We start from the raw sequence: 26,027 nt of genomic DNA on the forward strand, positions 1-26,027 counted from the left end.
CCTTAGTCATGGCAATAGGTACGGAACCTAGGGGGTATGCTGAACCGGACACACTGCTACGGGATATATAGATGTCTTGTATATTGAGCAATTCTCGTAATTGACTGTAACGCCATAATGTGCTGGCAATTCGCGATCATTTTTTATTTCTGCGGCATCCGTCAAATAATATATATTCTTGTAATCAAGGAGAGGCCTTAGATACTTTTTCTGAAACTTCTGGGTTATTCCGAGATGTTCTGGTAATCCGATGATCCTGTCATCAAGCGGAAAATAGGGAAGTATAAACCCTAACGGACGAAAACCAACAATTAAAAGAGCATTGTTGTATGACTTAAATTCTCTCTTACTTGCGCCAAAGTATGACGAAGAGAATGCCTCACGACCCCAGTTAGAATCAGGCAAGCTATAGGCCGCGGCTGTGGCCACAAGTAAGGCTGCAGCCACATAGGTCATGCTGTGATGTCGCCAATGCATGATTAATCTGCCCCATCGAACCAGCAGGACCAAGAGAATAGTTGGGAAAATCATTTCAGCGGCAGCAAAATATCGATAATATGAAAATACTTCTTCCCAAACAAAGAAAGATCCAGCAAAAAAACTAAGAACAAAAAATATATCATATAGTTCATTATTCTTGATTTTTTTGAAATATAAATACAATAATATTGATGGAGAAATTATAAAATAAAGAGCAGGGAAAATTGTTCTAAATGGAATTTCCATGCCTATTATATGTTGTTGATTTGGTTTCGGATGATGACGAACAACAAATTCGAATGGCAAAGTAATATATCCAATTAAATTTTGAGGAAACCAACGCTCATCACGAATCGCATAGTTGCCAATATATGGAGAATGAAATATATTATTAAAATACGGAAATATAGGGTTTTTGTACGTCAGAAAAAGTAAATATCCTATATTAAAATATAATAAAACGAATCCAGATAAAAATGAAAAACAGAATATAGTTTCAACTATGACGAGTCGACGAATATTAAATTTGTATCGATAGAGGGTGGTCAGAATGAAAGCGAAAACAAAGCCAACTGCATAGATCATGTTGGTGAATTTTAATCCGGCCACAAAGCCCACAAGGAGCCCGGCGAAGAAAAGGTATATCAGTCTATCCCGCTCCTGACTGATCAATGAAAAAAAAATTGCAAGTATAATGGGTGAAGCGAGTAAGGTATCACCCATAGTGCCCCCAATTTCTGACCAAAAAATGGGACCAATAATCGCTGATATTGCCGCGACAGATGATAGGATAAGCCGCGTACGAATATTGTATATTTTGAGTAGATGAAAGCAGAGCAGCCAAGCAGCAGAAATTCCTAATGATTGAAATCCGGCGATAATTAGATTTACCGTCAATGGAGCAAAATTTTTAATAAGTAAATAATAGAAGAAATTTAATCTAGGGTCTAGATATGATTGTTCTGTGCATAGAGAGTCTTGTATCAATTTTCCATGCGCCCAAAGATACCCATTGTAGAAATGATAATTCAAGAGGTCCCAATTGATGTCGGCGCCGAGTGACCTAGCAATTATGCACACAACCGCTGCATTCGTTAAAAGAACAGTCATGCCGATTATCACGGAGGCAACCGGGCGAATCCGACCAAACGAAACGGTAATTCGATGCATGCTGTCTCCCAGTGCTCTCGTCCTGACTGAAGGTCGGACTGAAAAATGATAGTTGAACGATTTTAGTAGGTTATGATTCAGTTCGTTTGCGATGACGAGCGGAGACACGATGGCCTAGACTAAAATCGCCCGGCAACGATATTGCAGGGCCGAATTGCGCTACGCAAGAGACCTCACCGATGCCGAATGGGCCTTCATTGAACCGTTAGAGCGGCTTTCGACCGGTCTGAATCGCGAGGGATTCCCATTGGCGTTGATTTCTGATTCAGAATCGGTGCTGGTGAAGGAGGCCGGCATGGATGGGCCAACCACTATCGATGGATCTTCGTCGGCGGCTTTTGGCGGCGATTGATGAGGGGATGAGTTGCCGGGCAGCGGCAGCCCGCTTTGGAGTGGCGCCGGCGACGGCAATCCGCTGGCGAGCGCAGCGTCGCGATACCGGCAGCTTTGCTCCGAAGCCTCAGGGTGGCGACACGCGCTCACGTCGGGTTGAGGAACGGCGGGCGGACATTCTCGCAATCTGGGAAACGCGTAAGGACATCTCGCTTGCAGAGCTGCGCCTGGCGCTGATCGAGGTCGGCTTGCACGTCTCGGTGGCCGGGCTTCACCGCTTCTTCATCGGCAGTGTCAGGAATTCCGTGTATGGGCGGCGGTTGAACATCAGGCCGCCAGGGCTCTTACGAAGCGATCGCCGAAGATGACGGCGAACTGAGCCTTTGCCATAGCCCATTCTCGAGGTGGCATCACCCACTCTTTTTCGGATCGGTTCAGGATCAGATAGAGCAGCTTGGCCGCGGCCTCATCGCTGGGGAAATGGCCGCGCGCGCGGATGGCCCGGCGCAGCTTGGAATTCAAAGCTTCTATGGCGTTCGTTGTATAAATGATCCGACGAACGTCGCCCGGAAAGCCGAAGAAAGGGATGACTTCCTGCCATACCCGGCGCCAGCTCTGGCCGATGGCGGGGTATTTCTGGCCCCATGGACCGGCCTCGAAATCGGCGAGAGCGGCCTCGGCGGCCCTGGCATCAACGGCCCGGTAGATGTCCTTGAGGGCGGTGGCCACCGCCTTGCGGTCCTTGTAGGACACGAAATCCATCGAATTCCGGAGCAGATGGACGATGCAGGTCTGCACGATCGTCTCGGGAAAGACGGCCGTGATCGCCTCCGGGAACCCCTTGAGGCCATCGACCACCGCCAGCAGGATGTCCTCGACGCCGCGGTTCTTCAGCTCGTTCATCACGCGCAGCCAGAATTTGGCGCCTTCGTTCTGCTCGATCCACATCCCGAGTACGACCTTCGTCCCGTCGGCCATAACCCCCAGCGCGATATGGATCGCCTTGTTGCGGACCTCGCCCTCGTCGCGGATCTTCACCCGGATGGCATCGAAGAATACCAGCGGATAGACCGGGTCCAGCGGACGCTGCTGCCAGGATGTCACCTCGTCCAGAACCGCATCGGTGATCGTGCTGATCAGCTCCGCCGAGGCATCCATGCCGTAGATCTCGCGCAGATGTTCCGCGATCTCCCGGGTGCTCATCCCCCGCGCATACATCGAGATGATCTTGTCATCGAAGCCTGGAAACCGGCGCTGGCATTTGGCGATCAGCTGCGGATCAAAGCTACCCGCACGGTCTCGCGGGATCGCAATCTCGATCTTCCCCGTGCCGGTCGACACCGACTTGCGGCCATAGCCGTTGCGGCTGTTCTCCGCCTCCGCTTCGTCGCTCAGATGGTAATCCATCTCCGCGCTCAGGGCCCGCTCCGCCAGAGCCTTCTTCAGCGCGTTCACCAGATCCCCGGAATTCAGCGCTGCCCCCGCGTCTCCCCCAGCCAGAAGCTGGTCCAGCAATTCGTCCGGGATCGCCGGCGCTCTCCGTCGTGCCATATGGGTCTTCCTTTCTACCCACTATGCCACTCACACACGAAATTCAGCACACTGCCTCTTCATCCGCCGCGGCATGACGCGTAAAAAAAGACAGGCCACGCCATCGAGCAGGATCGCCCCGATATCCTGAAACAGCGCCAGGACTGGTTCGATAGCCAGTTCGATCTGGACCCGGATCGCCTCGTCTTTATCGACGAAACCTGGACCGCCACCAACATGACCCGCAGCCATGGCCGCTGCGCCAGGGGCGAACGTCTGCGGATGGGCTTCCCACACGGTCACCGCAAGACCACCACGTTGGTGGCGGGGCTGCGCATGACCGGGATGGTCGCGCCGATGGTGCTGGACGGCCCCCTCAACGGCGACTGGTTCGAGGCATATGTCACCAAAGTTCTCACACCCGAACTGCGGCCCGGCGACGTGGTCATCATGGACAATCTGTCGAGCCACAAGCGTGACGCGGTGCGTGAACGGATCGAAGCGGCCGGCGCAACCCTGCGCTTCCTCCCGCCCTATAGTCCCGACTTCAATCCGATCGAGAAGGCGTTCGCGCGGCTCAAGGCCATCCTCAGAAAGATCGGAGAGCGAACCGTCTCCGGCCTATGGGACCTGATCGGCAGGCTCGTCGACAGCTTCCAGCACCGCGAATGCGCCAACTACTTCAGCTCATGCGGATATGACCCGGAATGATCGGAATACGCTCTAATGCCGACGCCGTCGCAACGGGGGTTGTTAGTGTTTGAATCGCGCCGAGAACCCCGGAGGGAGGCATCCAACTCTTGAGCCGGATGGAGCAATGGAAAAGCGGAAGACATCGGTGCGTTATTCGCCCGGGATTCCGAGATTAATCAGCCCGCCGATTCCGACTTTTATTCGCCCAGGCGGGCTGGGTTTGACAAGTCGGCTTGAGGTCTATGCTAGCTCATTCAGGTTTTCTTCCTTTAGCTGATCGGGTAGCGCCCACGTTATACGAGCGCGTTAGCTAACGTTTCAACGACGCGCGCAACATCCGCGCTCGAGAGGGTGGGGTAGCTCGGCAGGCTGATCCCGTGCGCGGCTATCGCCTCGGAGACAGGAAAATGCTCCGAATTCGAATACATTGGCATCTGGTGCGCGCAATAAAAGACCGGGCGTGTATCCACGCCGTTCTCCTGCATGCGGCCCATCACCTTAGTACGGTCCGTCCCTTCAGGCAGCAACAGGCTGACGAGCCAGTCGGAGCTGACCACATTGGCGGAAAGCTTCTGGAAGGATACAATATTGCCCAAACGCTCGGCGCACAGGCGCCGGTAGAGGTCGCCGATCGCGCGCTTACGCGCGAGGATCGTCGGCAAGCGTTCGATCTGCGCCAGACCTATGGCCGCGCAAATATTCGTCATACGGTAATTGAAGCCGAGTTCCACATGCCAATAGCGCTGGGTTGGTGACTGACCTTGGCCCTTGACGGTCTTGAGACGCCGGGCCAACACCTCGTCTTTACACACAACCATCCCTCCCTCGCCGCTACGGCATTCACGGATTTTACTTGCGCAGGTAGCTTGCGCCTGATTCTCCATGATTTTGAGGCTGATGGAGAAGATGGTGGCGTTACGTGCTGGAGATTTGGGTTACTTCGGAGATGCGCGACGTGCGGCGATGGGCAGCACGCTGGTTGAACGGGTGGTGGAGACCGGGTCTCTGGTCATCCGCAAGCTTGGTGGCACACGAGCGCGGGAGATTGCGATCCATCGCTTCCTGTCAGCCCCGTCGGTCACGTGTGCGGAGATGGTGGAGACGCTGGCGGATCGCACGGCCGCTGCCTGCCGGGGGCGTCGGATTGTGGCCGCGCAGGACACGACGGAGATCAATTTTTCCGGCCGTGAGGCGCGTCGCCGTGGGCTTGGACCGGCCGGTGATGGGGTATCGGCGGGATTTTTCCTGCATCCGGTGATCGCCATCGACAGTGAGACGGAGGCGGTGCTCGGCCTGGTGGACGCGAAGATCTGGACCCGTTCGGATGAGTTCGATGCGACCCCTGCACGCGAGCGGGCGCTGGAAGACAAGGAGAGCATGCGGTGGCTGGACGGTGCTGCGCGCGCCGCCGGGCGTCTGAGCGGTGCCGCCTCGGTCGTGGTCGTGGCCGACCGCGAGAGTGACATCTATGCGGGCTTTGCCAGGCGTCCGGCATCGGTCGACCTGATCGTCCGTGCCGCCCAGGATCGTGTTCTGGATGACGGTCGCCGCCTGTTCACCGCCCCGGCAGCCTGGCCCGAACTGACCCGGACCTCGGTTCGTGTCGCCCCCTCGCGCACCGGCGTCGCCGCACGGATCGCAACCGTGGCGCTGCGGGCTGGAACAGTGACGATCCGCAGGCCGCGCCATGCCAGCGACACGGAAGGGCCAGAGCATCTGTCCCTGACCATGGTCGAGGCGCGCGAGGTTGACGGGAATGGCGAAAGCGTCCCGCTCTTGTGGCGCCTGCTGACCACGATCGAGACCATCGACGCAGACGGTGCCGCCGAAATCGTACGCCTCTACCGGCTGAGATGGAGAATCGAGGAAGTGTTCCGGTCTTTGAAAAGTGACGGTCTCAGGCTTGAAGAAACCCAGATGCAAGATGCCGGACGGCTGTTCAAGCTGGCCCTGATCGGCCTCGCCGCTGCGACCCGCACCGTACAACTCGTCGATGCCCGCGACGGCAGCAACCGGCCGGCAACCGATGTCATCGATCCCGGATTACTCCCGGCCGCCGATGCCATTGCCCCCACTCTCGAAGGCAAGACGCCGCGACAGAAAAACCCCCATCCACCCCGATCCCTCGCATGGCTCGCCTGGATCATCGCCCGCCTCGGCGGCTGGAATTGCTACTACAAGCCGCCAGGACCAAAGACCATGCGCGCAGGGTGGGCACGCTTCGCTTCTATGGCCACAGGCTTCTTCATCGCAGCTCAGTCAAATCCGTGAATCCCGTAGCCCTCGCCGGTGGTGACGGTCTTATTGCCGAAGAAAGAAAACGTGCCGACATCGCCAAACAAGCCGACGTGCTTGCCATCATAGGTGGAGCCCAGCGCCTCGGCGCAATCCTCGATCAGATGGAGGCCGCGCGATTTCGCCAGTGCCGACAAAGCCGGCATGTCGCAGACGGCGCCGTAAAGATGTACGGCCATGATTGCCTTGGTGCGCGGCGTGATCTTGGCCTCGACATCGTCTATATCGATTAGCCAGTCGCTCGATCGGCACTCGACAAACACTGGCTTTGCGCCAGTCTGGGCGATCGTGTTGACGGAGGCAATGTATGTAAAGGTAGGAACAATGACCTCGTCCCCCGGACCGATATCGAGACAATGGATAGCTAGATGCAGTGCCACGGTGCCATTCGACACACACCAGGCATAAGGGGCACCGGTAATCTCACGAAAACCAGCCTCGAACCGGTCGATAAAGTCACCGATCGACGAAATCCACGTCGTATCGAGGCACTGGTTAACATAAAGCTTCTCGTTGCCGGACAGATCTGGACGGTAGACGGGAAGAAAATCGACGCTCATGACGGCAATATCCTCACTTGGTTCATTCTGACATCGGCGGCATTAGGGGCCGTCCGGCACAAGCTAGAAACTTTCTTGGAAGACCTGTCGCGCTATCATCAAAAGTCACACCTAAGTTGGTTAGATGACGCGCCATACCCCTGCCGGCCTCTAGCCCCGGGCGGCAGGTTATAGCAGCCTCAAGCAGCGGTATCAGACCTCCAACATAGCTCGCGGCCGAATAGCGCACGCGGGCCCAGGCTGCCGCCCCTGCGGCTGCAGCTTCGGCGGCTTGCGGATCGCGAGCAATCTCCGCCATCACGGCCGCGAGCGGCGCCGGCGCGTCGCCGGCTTCGATTTTGTGCACCAGCCCGTCTGGAATCTCGGCATAGGAGCCGACATCGTTCACCACGATGGGGCGCGCTGCATAGAGCGCCGTAATAATGGAGGCAGAGTGGCCTTCCGTCATGGGATGGCGCAGGCAGCACACGAGGTGTGCTTGGGCTAGTGACGCGCACAAATGTGCATCATCGACCCAGCCGGTGAACTCCGGTGCCGCCAGGCCCAAATCCGCCGCGAGCGCTGCTAGCCGGGTCCGGTAGCCCTCGTCAATTGCCCCGACGAAATGCATCCGCCCGTGCGTACGCAGCTTCGGATCGACGGCAAGCGCACGCAGGATACGTTCGGGCTGCTTGTTGGGATTGATCATACCGAAGCACGTGACAATGAAGGCCCCCGAGCCGTCTGGCGCTGGCGGAACGGCTCCGACATCGGGATAGCAGAGCGGCATCTGGACCGTCGGGCCGGGGCAAGTAGCGACCACATCATCGACATAATGCGAGCCGTGCACGACGCAGCCTGAGGCCAAAGCCGCAAAAAAAGAAAGATCCTGTTTGGGCAGCGTACATTTTTCAGGTAAAGTGAGCCCAGGCGGCGGCCAACGATTCAATAGAGCGTCAAGTTTGGGGTGAATCTGGCGTGCTCCTCCGAGAAACCCCTCCAGATTGGCATCGTGGAACACCGCAACGGCTGGCGTCGCAGCCGCCAAGTCTAGAGCGCCGGCATGGAAAGGAAAGTAATCGCCGTAATTGATGACACAGACATCGTAATCGTGCCGCAGCCGCGCGAAATCGAACGTATACGGCGGGTGGACCGGCAGATTATGGTCAAGAATGTCATGATCAAGGGCCGTTTTGTCCTCGAGGCGCAAGATCTCGACAGTATGGCCGTCCGCAACGAGCGCGCGCGTGACCATACGGCTATAGCGTGCAATTGCGGATTTCACATTATACGGTGTTCCCCACAGGATCCGCATCGGCCCATTCCTTACGTGAGAAGTTTCTCGATGGTGTGTGGCCATGTGATGCCGAGTCCATTCCATTCTTTGTGACCGGCCTGCCCGAGCTTGGCGGCGCGGGCCGGATCGTCCATCAACTTGGCGATCGCCTCCGCCAGTGCCCTGGGCGTTGGGGCGCCGACGGTGCCGGTATGGTCATCGTGCACGATTTGGAGCAGGCCGCCGGAATCCGTTGTCGTCACCACCGGCTTGGACGCCTGGAAGGCTTCCATCGTCACATAGCCGACTGAATCCTCATCGAAAGGAACATAGGCGACTGCGCGCGCCCGGCCGACATAATCGGCCAGTTCACGGCGAGAGAGGAAACGCAAGTCGAGCTTGACCCGGTCCTGCAGACCCGCCGCCGCGACACGGCGAACAAGTTCTTGGGCATCGGCGGGTGAGTCGGGCGGTCCGGCCACGATCATGCGGATCGAGGGCGGCAGATAAGCGAGTGCATCGACCAGAAGCGTCTGCCGTTTGCCGGCGTTTACTCTGCCGGCGGCGAGTAGATAGCCCTCATCGCCCTGATTCACGAAAATTTCTGGATCGTTCAGCGGAGGCATCAAAACTTCAGAGTCAAAACCATTGTAGTCTAGCAATCTTTTGCCAGTGACACGCGAATTCGTGTAGATCCGCGTAGCTGCCGCGAAGGTCTGCGTATCCGCGGCGCTGATAGCGGCGCGGATTTTCGATCCTTCAGGCGTATTCGGGATATTGGATTGGCCGGCATCCCATAGATCGTAAGCCTGGCGATATTGATGCAGTAGCCAGAAGACCTTGTCCCGGTGGGGGATTAGATAGGCCGGAAATTTCAGCGGGATTACCCGGTCCGCCTGGTCGAGACGAAAGGAAAAATTCATCACCATCTGTTCGATTAGACGCTCGGGTGGGTTCCAGGCGAAGGGAATGCGCAACAGCTCGGCCTGAGCACCGCTGGCAAGCAGGTTGCGAACCAGATGGTCCGCCAGTTCCTCCGCCCCGCCCCATGTGAAGGGGCTGGCATTGTTGAGAACAATGACCTTCATGGCGCGTCTCCCGGCAGTGGCGCGGTGAGCGCGGCGACGACGCTGGGCCAATTGATACCCAATTCGGCGACGCGGGCGCGCGCCGCTTCGCCAAGCCGGCGGGCGAGTGCACGATCGGCATAAAGCGTGTCGAATGCATGCGCGAGCGCCTCAGCCGTGGGTGGAACGATCATTCCGTTGGCCCCATCGATCACGAATTCCGACACACCGCCGGAATCTGTCGTCGTTATCGTTGCCTTGCTGGCGTGGGCGGCCTCGATCGTAGGGTAGCCGTAGCTGTCTTCATCGAATGGCGCGTAGACACTGGCGAGGGCACCGGCGAGGCGCTCGACTTTTTCGGCCTCGGAGATCCAGCGCGCCTCGATCGTTACCCGATCTGCTGCCGACCCGGCGGCAGACCGCACGGACGCAAAATAGCTATCATTCTGCGACCGTCCGCACAGGCGCAGGCGCACCGGAGTCCGTGTCAGTGCCATGGCCTCGGCCAGAAGATGTTGGCGCTTATGGCTCTCAAATCGACAGACCGAAACGATTTCCTCGCCATAATCCTGGCAGTGAAAACATTCCGGGGATTCAACGGGCGGGAAAAGAACCTTGGCCTCGACGCCGCTGAAGCGCTTCAGCCGATCGGCGACGACATGGGAATTGGCGAAGGTGAGCCGGGCCTCTGCCAAGGCGGCTTCATCCATGCGCATGACCGCATCGCGCAAGGCGCGTGTCGAGGGCGTGTCACTAATGGGCGAATAGGGTGTGCCCCAAAGATCGTAGAAGATGCGAAAATGATGGATAAACCAGACGATCTTCTTTGTATGCGGAATGAGATGGGCGGGCGGGCGGAAACAGACGATCCGGTCGCACGAACTCTCAAGATCCATGAGCCGATAGGCCCACATCTGTTCGAGCGGATTTGATTCATCATAAAAGGGTAGCCAGATCGTCTCAACCTGATGGCCGGCGGCCTGCAGCGGCTCGACGAGCCAGTTGACGATGTTGCGATAGCCCCCGTTCACGAAGGGCTCAACCGAGGAGACGAGAGCGATTTTCATAGGACGGCCTCGGAATCGACGCCTGGGAGCGGACGGGCGGGGGCACCAACAACGACGATGTTGGCCATAATCTCGCCGACGACGACCGCGCCCGCGCCCACGATCGCGCCCGCACCGATGCGCGAGAGCGGCCGCGCACAAGCGCCGAGGCCGAAAAACACCTCCTCGCCGAGCGTGCAGCACCCGCCCAAGGCTGAGCGGGGTGCGACATGGACGCCATCACCCAGCACGCAATCATGCTCGACGATCGCACCGGTATTGACGATCACATACTCGCCGATGCGCGCAGCGGCATTGACAACGGCAAGCGGCATTATCACGGTCCCCTCTCCGATCGATGCACTTGGCGAGACGACAGCGCTGGGATGGACGAGCGTGGCGAGCCGAAATCCCTCGGCGCGCAGTCGCTCGCCGATTTTACGGCGCAGCCGGTTGTCTCCGAGCGCGACAAACGCCAGGGTAAGTCCCTGCGCCCGCAATGCAGCGGCAGTCGCATCGTCACCCAGACGCCGGACCTCGCCTATGGGCGGCGCAGCCGGATCAGGATCGAGAAAGCCGACGACCGAAAACCCGGCCGCATGCGCTATGTCGAGCACAACCTTGGCGTGGCCGCCTCCGCCCACGAGCAAAAGTGTGCTCACGCGGCACCGGGCAGAAGCGGGGCAAGCCGGGCGCGGCCCTCGGGGCGGTGCAACACCAGATTGATCCACACCAACTCCTCCAGCCCTTCAGCGCGCAGCGGTGCCAACGTTCCGGCAGCCTCGTCGATTTCGAGAATGTCGAGGCCCATGTTGTGCACGCTCGCAATCCAGCTCTCGAGCGTGCCGCCCACGCGACGGATGATTGAGGGACTAAACTCGCTAAGAATGACGATCTGCGGATTATCGGAGATGATGCGAGCCATGCCGGCGAGCGCCTGCAGCTCGGCGCCCTCGACATCAATTTTGACGACACTCACCGTTGCACCCGGCGCGATCAGTGCGTCGAGCGGGGCGAGGCGCACCTTGATTGCGGCGAGCCCTTCCTCCTCGGCGAACAAGGAATTATGACCCGACGTATGAGCGAGAAACAGTTCAGTTTCACCTTCCGCCGCGCCGGCGGCAAACGGATGGATGGTAACACAATTGGCAATCTGATTCAGTGCAGTCATCAGGCGCAGCGCGGTAACAAGATCAGGTGCTGGCTCGACTGCGTGGACACGCCCTGCCGGCCCTACTCGCCGCGCCCCTGCCAAGGTGAATAGACCGACATTGGCGCCAAGATCGATGAAGACATCGCCGGGCGCGAGCAACTTATCGAGCACGGCACGCGAACCTTGTTCGGGCAAAGTGCCATTGGAAAGATAGCCTACATTGGCGAGATCTGCCGTGGGCAGGACAAGGAAACCATAACAGTTGCGCGAGGCCAGCATCCCCTCGCGGATCGGGAAAATGGATCTTTGGAGCAGCAGGTCAACATGGGCGCGCAGCGCAGCGATCTCGCTCTGAAGGCGAGCGATGCTATCTGATTGTTCGACAGTGGCGCGCAGCGCAGCGATCTCGCTCTGAAGGCGAGCGATGCTATCTGATTGTTCGACAGTGGCGCGCAGCGCAGCGATCTCGCTCTGAAGGCGAGCGATGCTATCTGATTGTTCGACAGTGGCGCGCAGCGCAGCGATCTCGCTCTGAAGGCGAGCGATGCTATCTGATTGTTCGACAGTGGCGCGCAGCGCAGCGATCTCGCTCTGCAGGCGGGCGACGCTATCTGATTGTTCGACAGTGGCGCGCAGCGCAGCGATCTCGCTCTGAAGGCGAGCGATGCTATCTGATTGTTCGACAGTGGCGCGCAGCGCAGCGATCTCGCTCTGCAGGCGAGCGATGCTATCTGACTGTTCGACAGTGGCGCGCAGCGCAGGGGCTATGGCTGAAAATAGGTGATGAGGTTTGAGAAGGCGGCGTATCGTGGCGGGTGTCCAAGCCTGCCAGAACCTCCCTGAGGAGCGATACGCCTATGAACGAGAATAGCACGATCACCTCCTTTCATCAGCCTGGTTCGATCATGGACCCGTTGACGGACATTGCCCGTGAGGGCGCGCGGCAGATGCTGATGGCAGCCCTGAAGGCCGAGGCGGCAAGTTTCGTCGCCCAGTTCAGCGAGGAACTCTTGCCCGACGGCCGGCAGCGTGTTGTCCGGCACGGCGCCGGACCGGAACGGGCGGTGCAGACCGGGATCGGACCGGTCCCGGTGCAGCGGCCGAAGGTGCGTGACCGCGCGCCGGGCGTGTCGGCGGAGACGAGGATCCGCTTCACCTCGGCGATCCTGCCGCGCTGGGCACGCCGCTCGAAAAGCCTCGATGCCCTGTTGCCCGTGCTGTATCTGCGCGGCGTCTCCACCGGCGATTTCCAGGAGGCGCTGACGGCGTTGCTCGGGGCGGACGCGCCGAACCTGTCGCCGGCGGTGATTTCCCGCCTCACGGCAGGCTGGCAGGAGGAGTATGATCGTTGGCAGCGCCGCGATCTCTCGGCGCGCCGCTATGTCTATGTCTGGGCCGACGGCGTCTACCTGCAGGCCAGGATGGAGCCGCAGGCCGAGTGCATGCTGGTGATCATCGGGGCGACACCGGAAGGCCGGAAGGAGCTTCTGGGCTTTCAGGTCGGCTTCCGCGAGAGCGCGCAGAGCTGGCGCGAACTGCTGGTCGATCTCAAGGCCCGAGGGCTTGCCGTGCCGCCCGAACTGGCCGTCGGCGACGGCGCCCTTGGGTTCTGGAAGGCGCTGGACGAGGTGTTCCCCGGCACCCGCCATCAGCGCTGCTGGTTCCACAAGATCGCCAACGTGCTCAACCACTTTCCGAAATCCATGCAGCCAGCGGTGGCAGCCGACCTGCGCGAAATCTCGCACGCTGAAACCCGCGCCGCCGCCCTGGCGGCGATCGACACCTTCAAGGCGAAATATGCCGCCAAGTATCAGCGCGGTGTCGCCTGTCTGACCAAGGACACCGAGGTTCTGCTGGCCTTCTATGACTACCCGGCCGAACATTGGGAGCATCTGCGTACCTCGAACCCGATCGAGAGCGTCTTCGCCACCGTTCGTCACCGCACGGTGCGGACCAAAGGCGCGTTATCGCAGAAGACCGCCAAGCTAATGGTCTTCACTTTGATTCGGGCCGCTTCGAAGAAATGGCGCAAGCTCAACGGCACCAGCCAGTTGCCACGCGTCATCGAAGGCGTCAGATTCAACGACGGCGTCGCACAATCCGACGCCACCCAGAGCCGCGCCGCCTGATCACGCCGCGTCACCCAAATTCCGCCATAGCTCGCAGCGCAGCGATCTCGCTCTGAAGGCTGACGACGCTGCCCGCTCTATTCACTGCGGTGCTAATGCGTGCTTCTACTCGGTACAGCACCGGCCGCAGATAGGGTTTGGCAGCCAACGCGGCGCGGTACAGCAGTCTTGCGGCACGTGAGCGTTCCACACCCACAGGCGCTTCAGGATGGGAGATGGCGGTCAATTCGGCCGCAGATTCATCCAATTCGGCCGCAGATTCATCGTCCCCTTTCAAAGTATCAGCGAGTGCAGCTGCAACCTGTCCTGACAGGACAGCGGAGCCGCGCCCTGTACGCAGCAGCGGTGTCATCACTCCGTGATCCACTTCATTGTATGGTTCATATCATTTTAGAGAAAATTGTAAATTTTCCTAGAGCCGGGCCGTTTGGGCTTGTCCCCGGAGTTACTCGGCCCTGATTGGCCCCCGATGAGTGGTCCAAGGTCGAATTTGGTGCATTTTCACCTCCGCCGCCACGGCCGCCCTCCGGTTCAGCTTCGCTCCACCGACGGCCAGCCATGGCGGTGGAGACAACAATGCACTAACTTCCAACACGGACCACTCATTGGGGGCCGGTCAAGGATCGACCCTTCGCCGCCGTCCCGTCAGTGAGCGACCACGGGGTTCTGGCCGGGGCAAAAATTCCATTTGTCCTGCTCACGGGAGTCACACCGACAACACCGTTGATATGACGAGTCGCCCAAAATTTGTGGGTGAATTTGAGTTTCACGCAATCAAAGTCAGATATAACATATTGTTTTATTTATATTTCATGCCAATTGCAGCGGACACCCCATCCGCCATATACGCCATGTGACAAACTGAAATTTCTTAATTTTCATCCTGTTCACCGCTGAGTTCCGCCGGATGGTGGTCACGCTGCATGCCGCCCGGAAGTCTCGGCGCTCCGCCATCGACGGCAGAACCACCCGGCGCCCCGGCTAGGCAAGGCCGCAGCGGCACTTGAGCCGGAAAAAATGCACTCGGACCGCACCCGAGTGGAAAATGCCTCACCAGGCCGACCATGCCGAGGAAGGCGTTCCTCTCACAGACCTCTTGCAGCAGCCTGTTAGATCGACGCACCGGGGCTCTCCGAACGAAAATGAGTTTGATTAAAGGCTAGACGCAGCACTATATCCTAACATATAATATTTAAAATCTAACAAAAATGTACATCCGCAACCGTGCACCTGCGCAATCTCAGCCACGCGCAACCCGCCGATGATCTCTTCCGGCTTGTGATTCCGCGCCATTCCAATTCTCCTTCTCCCTCAGGCCAAAATCTGAAACAGGCCCGGACCACTCAGAAGGCGGCAGGTCATGATCCGGCCGTTCACCGCGCTGTGATGTGAATATGACAATCGTGAGTCGCTTTGCTGAAGCTTTGATGAAAACAGGCCCCGAACACTGTTGGTTACATTGTGTTTAAGGAACCCGTCTGGTTACTCCCCGCCCAACATCGAGCGTGCCCGCCGGCAATCAGTCCGGCGAGAACGCGATTCGATGACTGATCGAATGGAAAAGGGATCTCAACAGTGCGGCTTTCCTCCGGCGTTCGTCATACTGATCGAGTCATGCAGCTTTCGCTCATGGCGCTTCTGCTGTCCACGAGTTGTCTCATTCCCGCCGCGGCATACGCGCAAACAGTGAGCGCCGGCGAGGTGAGCGCGTCCAGCGCGCTGTCGCTGCCCGGCGTCACGACCGCGCCGAGCCAGAAGAAGGTCTTCAAGTCTGGCAATACGACCCGCGTCCTGAACCGCAAGCTCCTCGAAGCCGCCGGCCCCGTCGCGGGCGCCGCGCAGATGCTGTCCTATGCCCCCGGCGTGCAGATCACCGGCTACGGCAACACCGGCGCGTCCAAATATACCGTGACGCTGAATGGCGTGCAGCAGGGCTGGGGCGGCTTCGGCGGCTTCACTGGCGACGGCGCCATCGGCGTGACGCTGGACGGTGTTCCGGTCGTCGATCCGGGCAGCGATCTCTGGCAGTCGAACATGATTCCGCAGAGCGGAATGATCCAGAGCGTGACAACCACTTATGGCCCCGGCAACGCCGCCGACCGCTGGTACAACAACCTCGCCGGAACCATCGAGTTCACCCCGGTGCAGCCGACGGCCAAGCCCGGCGGCGACATCAACCTGACCTATGGCAGCTACGGCCAGAAGAACATCGAGTTCGACCTGCGCACCGGCAACTATCACGGCTGGTCCACGGTCATTGCCGGCGGCGCCGGCGACGGCAACAGCTTCCGCAAGTCGCCGGACGGCTTCCAGAGCCCGTCCAACGACTATTCGATCTACCTCAAGACCGTGAAGAACTTCAGCGCCGGCAATTTCGCCTTCGGCGGTTACTTCGCGCGCAGCGCCGGCTATCGCGTGCCGGTCATCCCAACCTCCCCGATCCCGGGCGTCACGATCAGCGGAAACGCGGGCGCGCCGCTCTACAGCCAGCAGACATCAGGCTTCTACAGCGCGCCTCCTTACAACTACTACGAAAAATTCGATACCGACGCGCTGTGGATGGTCTTCGCGCGCGAGAACATCGAACTTGATGATTCGACCACGCTGCACAACCTGACCTATTACGAGAACTTCACGCGCACGCATTCGCGCCTGTATGATTTCGGCAGCGTTGGCCCGCAGCGCTATGAATACAACAACCCGTACACGAACGTCATCGGCGACAAGCTGTGGCTGACCGAAAAACTGCCGTTCAATACCTTGAATTTCGGCGGCTACTACATCCATACGCTCTATAACAGCCGGAACAATTTCTATAACACGGTGTTGGGCGGCAACAAGGGCGTGGTCAATGCCGGCGGCAAGATCCGGTCATCCTACTTCAACGTCGATAATTTCGCGATGTTCCTCCAGGATGACATTCATCCGGTCAGGGCGCTGCACATCATCCCCGGCATCCGCTTCGTCAGCTTCCAGACCAGCTATTCCGACTCGGCGCTGCAGGATTTCGCGTTCGCCCCGGGTGTCGGCCTTTCGACGCATTGCGTGCTGGATGGCAGCACCGCGACCAGCGGAACCACGCAGGCGACCGATCAGGGTTCATCCTGCGGATCGCATGTAAGCCGCAACGGCGTGGAGCCGTCCATCTCGGCGAACCTGCAGGTCATGCCGTGGATGGCGCTGTACGGTTCGTATGGCGAGGCGTTGCGCACCCCCAGCGTTGGCGGCGGCGGCGGCCTGTTCCAGAAGATCAACCCGACGACCGGCTATCAGCTCGAGCTCGGCCAGTACTACGACATCGGCGCGAAATTCCATGTCGAGAACGGGCGGTTCCTGCATCACTTCGCCGCCGGCGTCGACTATTTCCACCTGCGCTATGCCAAGCAGTCGCTCAGCACGCAGCTCGCCAACGGCAACGCCCTGTTCGCCTCCGGATCGTCGATCTACCAGGGTGTGAACATGTTCGCCGACGACAATCCGCTTTATAATCTCTACGTCTTCGGCAACGCCTCGTTCATCGATGCGAAATACCAGACCTACATCACCGGCGGCACCTCCTATGGTGGGCGGCATGTGCCCTACGTGCCCTCGGTCAACTTCAATATCGGCGCCTATTACGACATCCCGATCGGATCGATGCTGCTCGAACCGCGCATGTGGTATCAGTACACGGGCAGCCAGTACATGTTCAACAACAACACCGGCGCGCCGAGCAACCGGAAAATGCCTGGCTATGGCACGCTGAACATGTCCGCCAAGCTCACGGTCCCGGTGACCCTGCCTTACGTGGGCCACAAGAGCATGGATGTGTCGCTGACGGCATTGAACATCACGAACAATCAATACAATGCCTATGAATACATCGGCACGGGCGGCTACTTCAACTATTCCGGAACCGTCCCGGCCTCCGGCTTCACCTATGCCTATCCCGGCGCGCCGTTCACCATCTACGGCAGTGTCGGCTTCCACTTCTGAGGTTGCGGCGCGGGTCCATGTGCCCGCGCCGGTATCCCGCCGTTAGACAAGTCGAGGCAACGCGTTTGCCGCGGGTTTCCTTTCTCCCTGCCGCGTCGTCGGCGATCGGCCGCCTGATGGCCGATCGCCGCGACGCCAGACTTCGTATCGCTACTGCTCGATCGGATATCCATGAACACTCTTCGCGGCGCTGGTGATGGCATGAATCCCTTGCCTGAAGGTCGCCTGTCATTTCCCATCGCGCTCGTTGCGGCGCTGATCGTGGAAGTCGTTCTCGTCGTTCTGGTTGCCAGCATGCCGCCAAATCCCGTGCCGGCGGCGCGCCATCCGCAGGTGACGCGGATCAGGATGCTGGCCCCCCCGCCGAAGCCGAAACCCGTCCCGCCGAAGCCGCTGCCCCCGCCGCCGAAGCCCGTGCAACCGCCCAAGCCGCACGTGCCGCCGCCACCGCCGATCCCGAAGCCGCCCCTGCCAGTTCCGGTCCCGAAGCCGTTGCCGAAGCCCGTGCCCAAGCCGCGTCCGAAGCCCGTGGTGCATCATCGGCCGGCGCCGCGGCCAAAGCCGGTGGCGCACCAGGTGCCGAGGCCCGTGGCGCCGACACCGCCGAAGCCGCAACCGGTTCCCGCCGCCGTCCAGGAGAACGCGCTCGAAGCCTATGCCGGCTCCGTGCATGCCGCCGTGCAGGGCGATCTCAAGGTGCCGGAGATGGTCAAGATGCTGCATCTGTCCGGCGTGACCGAACTCGCGCTCCGCATCGCCCCGAGCGGGCAGCTTCTCGGCGTCTCGGTGATCCGGTCTTCCGGCGCGCCGCCGATCGACCGGGCGGCGCTGGCCGCGGTCAGGGCAACCCGGTTCCCGCCCTTCGGCGCGACGATGCCGCATCACCCGATCACCGTGGACATCTCGATCCGTCTGCGCACCAACTGACGGTGCGCCCGAAGAGCCCCGATTTGATGACACTACGATGAAACTTGTCGCCGGCTCTGACATCTTCTTGAGGCGGGCAACCCTGGCGATTGTCCGCCGGCGTCCCGCCAACTAGACGCTCGGTGACGGAATTGAAGAAATTGAAGCGAAGGTCACGGAGATCGTCATGCGACGAGTGATTGCGGCTGGGTTTGGCGTGGCCATCATCATCATTGCGGCGGTGCTGCTCTGGCCGGCACCGGCGCGGGGACTCGTGCTCTACGCCGCGCTCGACTACGCGCCCGCCATCGGCAAGGCCTTCACGAAAAAGACCGGAATTCCCGTCCGCGTCATCCGCTTGTCGACCGGCGCGCTGCTGGCGCGGATCACCGCCGAGGGCCATCATCCGGACTGGGACATCGGCTGGTTCGACGGCGCGACCGCCGCCGTCTCGCTCGATACGGCCGGCCTGCTGGCCCACGGCCTGCGCCCGCCCGTACCGCTGACCGCGACGGGCCGCTCGATGTTGCCGCCCGACGGCGCCTATATCCCCACCGGCTTCACCCTGGCCGGCGTTTTCGTGATGAACAAGGCATCCACCCTGAAGCCGCCGAAAACCTGGAACGATCTCACCGCGCCGCTCTATCACGGCGTCGTCGGCATGAACGACCCCGCGATTTCCGGGCCGACCTACCCCGCGCTCGCCGGCATGCTCAAGCAGGCGGGCGGCTGGCCGCAGGGCAAGGGCTTCGTCGCCGCGCTCAAGGCCAACGGGCTGCAGGTCTTCGCCAAGAACGATGCGACGCTGGCCGCCCTTCGGAACGGCACGATCAAGCTCGCGATCGTCCAGTCCTCCGCCGCCGTCAACGTGGCGCGGAATATCGACCATCACCTCACCGTCATCTATCCGCGCCCCGCCTACGTGCTTCCGAACGTCATCGTCCTGCCGAAGGGATTGCACGGCCGCGCGCTGCGCGAGGCGAAGGCCTTCATCGCCTTCGTCGAAAGCCCCGCCGGCCAGGCCATCCGCAAGCGCGAGGGCGAGGGCGACAGCTATTACTGGCCGGTCACCGCGCTTCCCGCGCCCCGCCACGCCCTGCCGCCGCTGACGACGCTCGATCTCGCAACGCTCGATGCGGCGCGCTGGGGCGCGCGCGAGAAGACCGTGCTGGCCTGGTTCGCCCACGCGATCGATGGGGCCGGCTCTTGATCCCGCAGTGCGGAACCGGCTGCCGATGAGAGTTGGCGCCGCCGGCCTTCGGGCCGCGATCATGGCAGGGCTGATCGCGACCTTCTTCGTCTACCCGCTGCTCCGCCTGCTGGTCATGCCGTTCCTCTCCGGTCACGGCGCGGCGGGCGACTGGCCGGCCTTCGCCGTCTCCCTGCTGCTCTCGGTCGGCACGGCGATCGTCGCGGCACCGCTCGGCGCGCTCTTCGCCCTCTTCACCACGACGGCGGCGGGCCCGGTCGCCCGCGCCGCCACGCTGACGCTCTGGGGCCTGTTCCTGACGCCGAGCTACATGCTGACGACCGGCTGGATGATCATCTTCAGCGGCCATGCCCTGCGCGCCACGCTTGCCGGGCAGGCCTTCTTCGGCGTCGGCGGCCTGCTGATGCTCTATGTCGTCAAGGCCCTGCCGTTTTCCGCCCTGGTCGCGCGGGCGACCCTCGCCGCCGCCGATTCGGCTCCGGCCGAGGCCGCCGCCATCCACGGCGTTCCCTTCATCCCGCGCGTGCGGATCGGCCTGCGCCTGCTCGCGCCGGCCATGGCGGTCGGCTTCGCCATCGCGGTGATCGAGACGATGCAGGAATTCGGCATCCCGGCGACGCTGGGTGTGACCAGCCACGTGCCGATCCTGACCTACGCGATCTACCAGCACCTCGCCGAAACCCCCACCGATTTCGCCGGCGCCTCGATCCTGTGCTGGCGCCTGATCGCCGTCGCGGCGGTGTTCGGCGGCCTCGCCATGGCCTGCCGCCGGCAGGGCGCGGCGATCCAGCATGGGCGGATGCGCCCGCCCGCGCGCCAGCGCCCCGCCCGGCGGCGCGAACTGGCCTTCGCCGCGCTCACCTGCCTGTTCGCCCTGGTCGGCATCGTCATTCCGGTCGCGGCGTTGTTCGTGCGCGCGCTCCAGCCGCTGACCGCGTCGATGCCGCATCCCGGCGCGGTGCTGCGCTCGCTCGGCTTCGGCATGGTCGGCGCGACGATGTCGCTCGGCGTCGCCGTGCTGATCCTGCGCCTGCGCGCCGCCGGCGCCCGCCGGATGACGGCGGTGCTCGATGTCGCCCTGGTCGCCAACATGGCGGTGCCCGGCCTCGTGCTCGCCGCGAGCTACATCGTCGCCTTCAACAATGATCTCCTCCCGCTCTACGGCACCCGGCTCCTGCTGCTGATCGGCTATACCGCGGGCATGGCCCCGCTCGCCCTGCGCATGATGCAGGGCGCGCTGGACGATCTCGATCCCAACCTCGTGGCGGCGGCGCGGCTGCACGGCCTGCCGCGCCTGACGCGGCTGGTGGATATCGAGGGCATGCTGCTGATCCGTCCCTTCACCTACGCCTATCTGCTGGTCGCCGCCGCGATCATGTTCGAACTGCCGGTCTCCGAACTGCTCTATCCGCCGGGGGCCACGCCGCTCGGCGTCGCCATCGTCACCCTCGACCAGATGAGCGACTACGCCGCCTCGGCGCGGCTCGCCCTGTTCGGCCTCGGCGCGATGGCCGGGCTCGCCCTTCTGCTCGCCGCCGGTGTCGCCCTGCTCGCCGCGCCGCGGCGCCTGCGCCCGGCATGAGCGCCGCACTCGCCATCGACGGCGTCGCCGTGCAGCGCGGCGGCCGCCTGGTCGTCGAGGAGGCGTCTCTGGGCCTGGCCCCCGGCGAATGCGTCGTGCTGGCCGGCGAGTCCGGATCGGGCAAGACCAGCCTGCTGCGGGTGATCGGCGGGCTCGACCGCCCGGCCCGCGGCACCATCCGCATCGGCGGCGCCGTGGTCGACGATGCCGCCGCCACCTTCGTCCGCCCCGAATCGCGCGGCCTCGGCATGGTGTTCCAGGATTTCGCGCTGTGGCCGCATCTGTCGGTGCTGGAAAACGTGGCGGTGGTGATCCGCGACCGCGCCGGGCGGGATCGCAAGGCGCTGGCCCTTCTCGACCGGTTCGGCGTCGCGTCCTGCGCCGGCCGCCTGCCGGCCACCCTGTCCGGCGGGCAGCAGCAGCGCGTCGGCCTCGCCCGCGCCCTGGCCGCTGCACCTCGCCTGCTGATGCTCGACGAACCGTTCTCCAGCCTCGATGTCGAGACGAGGGAAACCCTGCGCACCGAGCTGCGCGCGCTGATCGTCGAATCCGGGCTGAGCGCGCTCTGCATCTCGCACGACCCGGCCGATATCGCGCGCCTCGCCGACCGCGTCGCCGTCCTCGAGGACCGCCGCCTGACCGCCTGCACCACGCCGGACGCCATGTTCGCCCGGCCCGCAACCCCCTACGCGGCGCGCCTCGCCGGGCTGTGCGGGGGCGTGAGAGTGCCGGCGCGCGGGGAGGGGAGTGATGCCGCCATCGCCCTCGGCGGCGCGCAACTCGCCATCCCCGGCGGCGCCGCCCGCCTCGCCGGTGCCGCGCAGGCGCTGCTGTTCTGGCCGCGCGGCGCGCTGTCCCTCGCCGCCGAGGGCGTGCCGGCCACCTGCATCGGCGCGCATTTCGAGGCCGGGCACTGGCAGGCGCTGCTGCGGCTCGACGGACTCGCCGCGCCGGTTCCGGTTCAGTGCGCGGCCCCGCCGCCGCGCGGCGCCGTCGCCCTGCGTGTCGCGGCCGACCGGCTGCACCTGTTTCCGTTCAGCGGATAGTCACGACCCGTCCTCCGCGCCGGCGGGGCGGATTGCGATGCGCGTGCCGTCGCGGATCCGCTCGCCCGGATACAGCACCACGCGCTGCCCCGGCGCGAGCCCCGCGCGGATCTCGGCCTCAAGCCCGCCGCGCGCGCCGACCGTCACCGCCCGCCGCCGCGCCACGCCACGGTCATCGACGTACACCGCCCAGCCATCCCCCATCCGCACCAGCGCGCCGAGCGGCACCCGCAGCACATCGCCCTGGAACGTGATCACGTGCACATCGACCCGATACCCGTCGCCGAGCGCCTGCCAGCGCGCGGGCGGATCGGTGAGGTCGAGCACGACATCGACGCGCTGCTCCTCGATCCCCAGTGCCGAGACCTTCATCCGCCCGACCGGATCGATCCGGCGGATCACCGCGTGCAGGTCCGGCCCACCCCAGCCGGTGACGATCGCCGCCTCGCCCTGGCGCATCCTCACCGCATCCTCCGAGAGCGGATCGATGACGATCTCGAGCTGGTGCGGATCGCCGATATCGAGCAGCGCCGCCCCCGCCGCGACGATGCCGGCGCTGCGCCGGATCACCCGCAGCACCACGCCGCTGACCGGCGCCGTCACCCGCACCACCTCGCCGGCCGGCGCCGCGCGGCGCGCGGCGTCGCGGGGCAGCAGCCGCGCGCGGGCGGCGGCGAGTTCCTGGTCGCGCAGTTCGAGCGCCGCCCGCGCCGCGGCGAGGCCGGCCTCCGCCGCGCGGAAGGCCCGCTCGGCATCGTCCGCCTCGCGCTGCGAAATCGCCCGCCGCGGCAGCAGCCGCCGGGCGCGGTCGCGCTCGGTGCGGGCGAAGACCAGCGTCGTCTCCGCCCGGTCCCGCTCGGCCGCCGCCTGCGCCTTCGCCGCCAGCGCCGCGCCCACCGCGGCCTCCCGCTCCGCCATCGTGCGGGTATCGAGCATCGAGGGCGGCGCCGGCACGATCCGCGCCAGCACCGTCCGTCCCGCGGTCACCGGGTCGCCCGGATCGGCGGTGATCCGGTCGAGATCCCCGGTCAGCGGCGCCTGCAGCGTGTAGACGTGGCGCACCCTGGTCTCGCCGTCATCGTCGATGGTCACGCGCAGCATGCCTCTGGCAACGGTCGCGACATCCACCGCCACCGGCCGCGGGCGGAAACTGTAGACGATCCCGGCGCCGACCGCCGCGGCCAGCACGCCCCAGATCACGATCCGCCGGACGAAGGGGCGCACGGGTTCCTACTCCCGCGTCTTCAGCACGGCGATCATGTCCAGCCGGTCGAGGTGCCGCCGCAGCCAGGCGGCGACAATCGCCGCCGTCGCGATCATGATCAGCGCCGCGGTGCCATAGGTCGACGGGTAGATCACCGGCGGCACCCGGAACAGCTCGGTCTCGAACGCCTTGCCGAAATACCAGGCGAGCAGCGTCCCCGCCCCGCAGCCGAGCGGAATGGCGATCCAGACCAGCAGCCCGATCTCGCCGAGCAGGATATAGGCCACCTCGGCGCGGCTGAAGCCGAGCACCCGCAGCGTCGCCAGTTCGCGCTCGCGCTCCGACAGCGCGATGCGGATCGCGTTGACGATCACCCCGACCGACAGCGCCGAGGCGAACCCGATGAAGAAACCAAGGAAGATGTCGATGGTCTCGCCCATCGTCCGGTGGAACGTGTCGATCGCCGCCCGGCGGAACTGGATCGCGGCAATCCCCGGCAGGGTCCGCAGCCGGGCGAGAAACGCCGCGCGCCGTGGTTCATCGAGCGTGACATGAACGCCGGACAGCACGCTGCCATCGCCCATCCGCCGGTTGAGCGCGGCAAGGTTCATGTAGGCCGGCTTGCCGATATAGGTGTCGAACAGCCGGACGACCGGAACCATCAGCACCGCGCGCCGCCCTTCGAGCAACTGCACGCGGACCGGATCGCCGATGCCGGCATGCAGCAGCCCCGCCAGCTGGCGCGACAGCACCAGCCCGTCCGCCGGCATGTCGATCGGCCCCCGCGCCACGTCGTGCACCGGGGCGAGGCGCGCGCCGGCCGGCACGCCGATCACCGGTTCGCGCTGTTCGGCCCGGCCGCGCGCGAGCCGCGCCGGCACGATGCGGAACGGCTCCGCCGCCAGCACGCCCGGCAGATGCCGGATATCGTCGAGAACGCCGCGCGGCCGCAGGTCGTTGAAGGTGATCGTCGCGTCCTGCCGCTGGCCGCGCTCGTAATGCGTCTCGACCAGCGCGTTCACCGCATCGACCCATTGCAGCGCCAGGATCAGCACGCCGACCGAGAGCGCGAGGCCGGCGCTCGCCAGGAAGGCGCGCAGCGGCCAGCGCAGCAGGCGGCGGACGATCATCCGGCTCGGCCCGTCGAGGAACCGCCCCAGCGCCGCCGGGCCGAGGCGAGACCGCCGATAGACCGCCGGCGGCGCCGGCTGCATCGCGATCGCCGGCGGCAGCCGCGCGGCGCGGCCCACCGCCCCCATGCCGCCGGCGAGCGAGGTGACCAGGCTCACCGCGGCGGCGATCGCGAAACTCCGTGGCCCGGGCTGGTATAGCAGGAACGGAAAGCGGAAGAACTCGCGATAGAGCCTGGTGTTCCAGTTGCCGAGCGCGGCGCCGAGCACCGCGCCCAGCACGATGCCGCCGGCGGCGATGGCGAGCACCAGCTTCGCGTAATGCCAGAAGATCGCCCCGCCGCCATACCCGAACGCCTTGAGCAGGCCGATCTCCCGCCGCTCGGTCGCGACCAGCCGCGCCATCACCATGTTGGTGAGGAAGGCGGCGACGCCGAGAAAGATCGCCGGCATCAGCCGCGACATGTTCTTCTGCTGCGCGATCTCGTTGCTCAGGAACCAGTTCGAGACCTGTTCGGCGCGGTCATAGGCGCCGGTGCCGCCATAACGGGCGAGCAGCGCGTCGAGCCGGGCGATCACCGGCTGCGGGCGCTGGCCGGGAGAGAGCGCGAGCGAGACATCGTCGAACGCGCCCTTCAGGCCGAAGGCGGCGGCAAGCTCGTCGCGCCCCATCCAGATCACGCCGAACCGCCGGTCATCCGGCATCAGCCCGCCGGGTGGAATCGCATAGACGAATTCCGGGCTGAGCGCGGTGCCGACGATGCGCAGCGCCACGCGCCGGCCGCGCAGCACCGCGCCGATCGTATCGCCCGGCCGCAGGTGATGCGCCTCGGCGAAGGGTTCGCCGACCACCGCCTCGCGCAGCCGGCCCGGCGCCGGCAGCCGGCCCGCGCGCAGGACCAGCGCGTTGAGCCGCTGCGGGCCGGATTTCGGCAGCGAGACCAGCGTCGCCACCACCGGCTCGCGATACCCCGCGACATCCAGCAGACCGGACTCGACGATCCGCGTCTCCACCACCCGCACGCCCGGAATCGCGGCGATCCGCGCCTCCAGCGAGTCCGGCGCGCGCTTCAGCCGGGCGAACACATCGGCGAAGCGCGCGCGCTCGTAATAGGCGCTGGTCGTCGCCTCCAGCGATTCGGTCGTGGTCAGCGCCATCACCATCAGCGCGACGCCGGAGGCGATCACCAGCGCGATCGCCAGCGCCTGCAGGCGCAGCCGCCACAGATCGCGCAGCAGCTTGCGGTCGAGGCTCGACACCGG

The 26,027-nt window shown here is 63.1% G+C and carries 21 protein-coding genes and 1 pseudogene; 10 read left to right on the top strand and 12 right to left on the bottom strand.

Features of this window, described 5'->3' with window-relative positions; translation table 11 throughout:
• Positions 1–27: 27 nt before the first annotated feature.
• Positions 28–1,650, bottom strand: a complete 1,623-nt coding sequence (locus ACMV_RS19550) for a hypothetical protein (RefSeq protein WP_013639298.1) — start codon at positions 1,648–1,650, stop codon at positions 28–30.
• 154 nt (positions 1,651–1,804) lie between these two features.
• On the opposite strand from ACMV_RS19550, the gene ACMV_RS21365 reads away from it, so the two are divergent.
• On the top strand, positions 1,805–2,002 hold the full coding sequence (locus tag ACMV_RS21365) for a hypothetical protein (RefSeq protein WP_013639299.1): 198 nt from the start codon (positions 1,805–1,807) through the stop codon (positions 2,000–2,002).
• A gap of 7 nt (positions 2,003–2,009) precedes the next feature.
• Entirely contained in the window at positions 2,010–2,351 is a 342-nt protein-coding gene (locus ACMV_RS21950; protein WP_407921941.1) for a hypothetical protein, read from the top strand.
• Here ACMV_RS21950 and ACMV_RS01535 read toward each other — a convergent pair.
• On the bottom strand, positions 2,311–3,534 hold the full coding sequence (locus ACMV_RS01535) for an IS256 family transposase (RefSeq protein WP_013639301.1): 1,224 nt from the start codon (positions 3,532–3,534) through the stop codon (positions 2,311–2,313). The two genes, ACMV_RS21950 and ACMV_RS01535, sit on opposite strands and share 41 nt — an antisense overlap.
• A gap of 84 nt (positions 3,535–3,618) precedes the next feature.
• Here ACMV_RS01535 and ACMV_RS01545 point away from each other — a divergent pair.
• Positions 3,619–4,224: pseudogene (locus ACMV_RS01545) on the top strand (IS630 family transposase); the annotation flags it as partial.
• A gap of 275 nt (positions 4,225–4,499) precedes the next feature.
• Here the strand turns inward: ACMV_RS01545 and ACMV_RS01550 are convergent.
• Complete coding sequence (locus tag ACMV_RS01550; RefSeq protein ID WP_231844461.1) at positions 4,500–5,090, bottom strand: DegT/DnrJ/EryC1/StrS family aminotransferase; 591 nt, start codon at positions 5,088–5,090, stop codon at positions 4,500–4,502.
• Here ACMV_RS01550 and ACMV_RS01555 point away from each other — a divergent pair.
• Positions 5,089–6,477, top strand: coding sequence for an IS4 family transposase (locus ACMV_RS01555; RefSeq protein ID WP_013639304.1), 1,389 nt, complete (start codon positions 5,089–5,091; stop codon positions 6,475–6,477). The genes ACMV_RS01550 and ACMV_RS01555 overlap by 2 nt on opposite strands.
• Here the strand turns inward: ACMV_RS01555 and ACMV_RS01560 are convergent.
• The 6 genes from ACMV_RS01560 to ACMV_RS19560 are packed head-to-tail and all read right to left on the bottom strand — an operon-like array spanning position 6,462 to position 11,861.
• Positions 6,462–7,061, bottom strand: coding sequence for a DegT/DnrJ/EryC1/StrS family aminotransferase (locus tag ACMV_RS01560; RefSeq protein WP_013639305.1), 600 nt, complete (start codon positions 7,059–7,061; stop codon positions 6,462–6,464). The genes ACMV_RS01555 and ACMV_RS01560 overlap by 16 nt on opposite strands.
• Before the next feature lie 22 nt (positions 7,062–7,083).
• Complete coding sequence (locus ACMV_RS01565) at positions 7,084–8,355, bottom strand: glycosyltransferase (RefSeq protein ID WP_041664616.1); 1,272 nt, start codon at positions 8,353–8,355, stop codon at positions 7,084–7,086.
• A gap of 11 nt (positions 8,356–8,366) precedes the next feature.
• Positions 8,367–9,404, bottom strand: coding sequence for a glycosyltransferase family 4 protein (locus ACMV_RS01570; protein WP_011941419.1), 1,038 nt, complete (start codon positions 9,402–9,404; stop codon positions 8,367–8,369).
• The gene (locus ACMV_RS01575) at positions 9,401–10,450 is read right to left on the bottom strand and encodes a glycosyltransferase family 4 protein (RefSeq protein ID WP_011941420.1); all 1,050 of its coding nucleotides are present in this window, start codon (positions 10,448–10,450) and stop codon (positions 9,401–9,403) included. Before ACMV_RS01575 ends, ACMV_RS01570 begins: the two co-directional genes overlap by 4 nt.
• Positions 10,447–11,091, bottom strand: coding sequence for an acetyltransferase (locus ACMV_RS01580; protein ID WP_013639307.1), 645 nt, complete (start codon positions 11,089–11,091; stop codon positions 10,447–10,449). The genes ACMV_RS01575 and ACMV_RS01580 overlap by 4 nt, the downstream gene beginning before the upstream one ends.
• On the bottom strand, positions 11,088–11,861 hold the full coding sequence (locus ACMV_RS19560) for an FkbM family methyltransferase (protein WP_013639308.1): 774 nt from the start codon (positions 11,859–11,861) through the stop codon (positions 11,088–11,090). The genes ACMV_RS01580 and ACMV_RS19560 overlap by 4 nt, the downstream gene beginning before the upstream one ends.
• A 578-nt stretch (positions 11,862–12,439) precedes the next feature.
• Here ACMV_RS19560 and ACMV_RS01590 point away from each other — a divergent pair.
• A complete protein-coding gene (locus tag ACMV_RS01590) occupies positions 12,440–13,711 on the top strand; it encodes an IS256 family transposase (protein ID WP_013634892.1) in 1,272 nt (423 codons plus the stop codon).
• Between the two features lie 10 nt (positions 13,712–13,721).
• Here the strand turns inward: ACMV_RS01590 and ACMV_RS20670 are convergent, their stop codons facing one another.
• Positions 13,722–14,063 (bottom strand): hypothetical protein, encoded by a 342-nt coding sequence (locus tag ACMV_RS20670; protein WP_148360978.1) that lies wholly within the window; start codon positions 14,061–14,063, stop codon positions 13,722–13,724.
• Between the two features lie 1,262 nt (positions 14,064–15,325).
• On the opposite strand from ACMV_RS20670, the gene ACMV_RS01595 reads away from it, so the two are divergent.
• From ACMV_RS01595 to ACMV_RS01615, 5 genes are all read left to right on the top strand, one after another.
• Positions 15,326–17,686 (top strand): TonB-dependent receptor, encoded by a 2,361-nt coding sequence (locus ACMV_RS01595; RefSeq protein WP_013639309.1) that lies wholly within the window; start codon positions 15,326–15,328, stop codon positions 17,684–17,686.
• 171 nt (positions 17,687–17,857) lie between these two features.
• Entirely contained in the window at positions 17,858–18,613 is a 756-nt protein-coding gene (locus ACMV_RS01600; RefSeq protein ID WP_007422697.1) for an energy transducer TonB, read from the top strand.
• A 166-nt stretch (positions 18,614–18,779) separates the two neighbouring features.
• Complete coding sequence (locus ACMV_RS01605; RefSeq protein ID WP_013639311.1) at positions 18,780–19,802, top strand: ABC transporter substrate-binding protein; 1,023 nt, start codon at positions 18,780–18,782, stop codon at positions 19,800–19,802.
• Positions 19,803–19,827: 25 nt separating this feature from the next.
• Complete coding sequence (locus tag ACMV_RS01610) at positions 19,828–21,384, top strand: ABC transporter permease (RefSeq protein WP_007422699.1); 1,557 nt, start codon at positions 19,828–19,830, stop codon at positions 21,382–21,384.
• Positions 21,381–22,430: an ABC transporter ATP-binding protein gene (locus tag ACMV_RS01615; protein ID WP_013639313.1), complete on the top strand. Its 1,050-nt coding sequence runs from the start codon at positions 21,381–21,383 to the stop codon at positions 22,428–22,430. Before ACMV_RS01610 ends, ACMV_RS01615 begins: the two co-directional genes overlap by 4 nt.
• Here ACMV_RS01615 and ACMV_RS01620 read toward each other — a convergent pair whose 3' ends face one another.
• Positions 22,431–23,654 (bottom strand): efflux RND transporter periplasmic adaptor subunit, encoded by a 1,224-nt coding sequence (locus ACMV_RS01620; protein ID WP_013639314.1) that lies wholly within the window; start codon positions 23,652–23,654, stop codon positions 22,431–22,433.
• 6 nt (positions 23,655–23,660) lie between these two features.
• The gene (locus ACMV_RS01625) at positions 23,661–26,024 is read right to left on the bottom strand and encodes an ABC transporter permease (protein WP_041664618.1); all 2,364 of its coding nucleotides are present in this window, start codon (positions 26,022–26,024) and stop codon (positions 23,661–23,663) included.
• Between the last annotated feature and the right edge of the window lie 3 nt (positions 26,025–26,027).

Origin of the sequence: Acidiphilium multivorum AIU301 (assembly GCF_000202835.1) — a bacterium.
Classification (GTDB): domain Bacteria; phylum Pseudomonadota; class Alphaproteobacteria; order Acetobacterales; family Acetobacteraceae; genus Acidiphilium; species Acidiphilium multivorum.